Raw genomic sequence first — 1,532 nt, forward strand, 5'->3', positions numbered from 1 at the left:
ATTTTGTTCTTTCCTATTGGTATCCCACCATTAAACCTTCCGGAACCTGACACAAAAGGTGCAAATGTACATAACGCACGTCTATCGATATTTCGATAGGTATCTTGCAGCGTATTTGGTGCCCCTAGTGGCATAGTAGCTTTCAAACCACTTTTCACACGATTCCAAGTACTCGCAATCTTAAAGTGAGATGCTTGCATTTCATCTTCAATATACTCACATAAAACGTCCAATTCTTTCTTTGATTCGGCATACGCAACACCCATTGTACTCACCATATACGAGTCGTTTTCATTGAACTGGATTTCATCCATTAAATTGTTTGTATCTTGAATTTTTGCATCCAAGTCTTTTTCTTGGTCAATGTTTCCTCGTGTACGTTGGAAAGAAAGATTGGAACGTAACATCGTCAGCTGCATATCTAATGATCGCATTGCTTTAGCTTTTGGCTCTTTATGAATATCAATCATGACATCCACTTCCCCGGCCGAAGTTAACATGTTCAGCCAATTCGTTTGCATCATACGCGGGTACCCATCACGTGGAATATAAAACGGACGGAAGAACGTATTACTTCCTAAAGATTGTTTAATAACCCCATAATCTTCTGCATCAATTTTCATTCCTTCTGGGGCAATAACATCAAACACTGTTGTTTGATTGTCTAATTGCGTCGGTACTTCCTCTTCTTCCAACTCTTCCTCCTCTAGCTCCAATTCGTCCCTCTCTTCTGCTTCTATTTTTTTCTTTTCCTTTTTCTTTCTTCCGAACAACTTCATGTTTACGCCACCCCGTTATTTGATTTTTCTGCCTTTTCTTCTGCTAGCACTTTCTTCATTAACTCTAGTTTTCTTTCATTTGTTTCCCCTGTTGAATAGAGGGAGAAATTCTCATTTTCAATTAAGTCCTGGAAACGAGCTTTTACAGCTTTCCGACGGTTAAATGCTACATATAAAAGTTCTATTAATTTATCTTTCGTTAACATTTCTACATTAATTTTTGCTTTTGATAGTAGATTTCGAGAAGCATTATAACGGCGATATAATTCGTTAAACGCCTTATCCACAATCTTTTCTTCCAACTCTTCCTCTGTATCAGCAGTAATCGTACTAATATCAACCTTATATGGATAAATTAAATAACGCTTTTGTTCATATCGAGGTTGCGAACGCTGCCAGTACTCTAAGTTATCGATAACTTCTTGTCCATATAGAACCGTCTCTGGTGTAAGGTCCTTCGCACCTTTCATCGTTTCTGTCATTTTGCGTACAGGATCTGTTAAATCCACAAACTTACTTTGAATATATACTTTCGTATTATATTCTAATGTGGTTAACCATGATTCAATTTTGATATCAATTGCTTCTTGTTCCATATTGGAGAGTAAATAATAGTTAACTGGATGTGCTTCCGCAATCAGAACAAATGTGTCATCATAATACCGAATCATATGATTATCGATTTCCTTAATGTCTTCTACAAAAGCACGAAAGAAGTCAACATTATCCTCATCAATTTCCGATTCAGCAGGC

Annotated in this window: 2 protein-coding genes; both read right to left on the bottom strand. The window is 37.0% G+C overall.

The genetic code is table 11. The features are described 5' to 3' along the window. Nucleotides 1-779, bottom strand: a 779-nt coding sequence (locus tag ACZDYH_RS30305) for a hypothetical protein (protein ID WP_474888034.1), incomplete at its 3' end; no start/stop codon positions are given. Nucleotides 780-781: 2 nt separating this feature from the next. Next, a partial coding sequence (locus tag ACZDYH_RS30310) for a hypothetical protein (protein ID WP_474888036.1) occupies nucleotides 782-1,532 on the bottom strand: 751 nt, incomplete at its 5' end.

It is taken from the genome of Bacillus sp. EB V-12 (assembly GCF_056158125.1).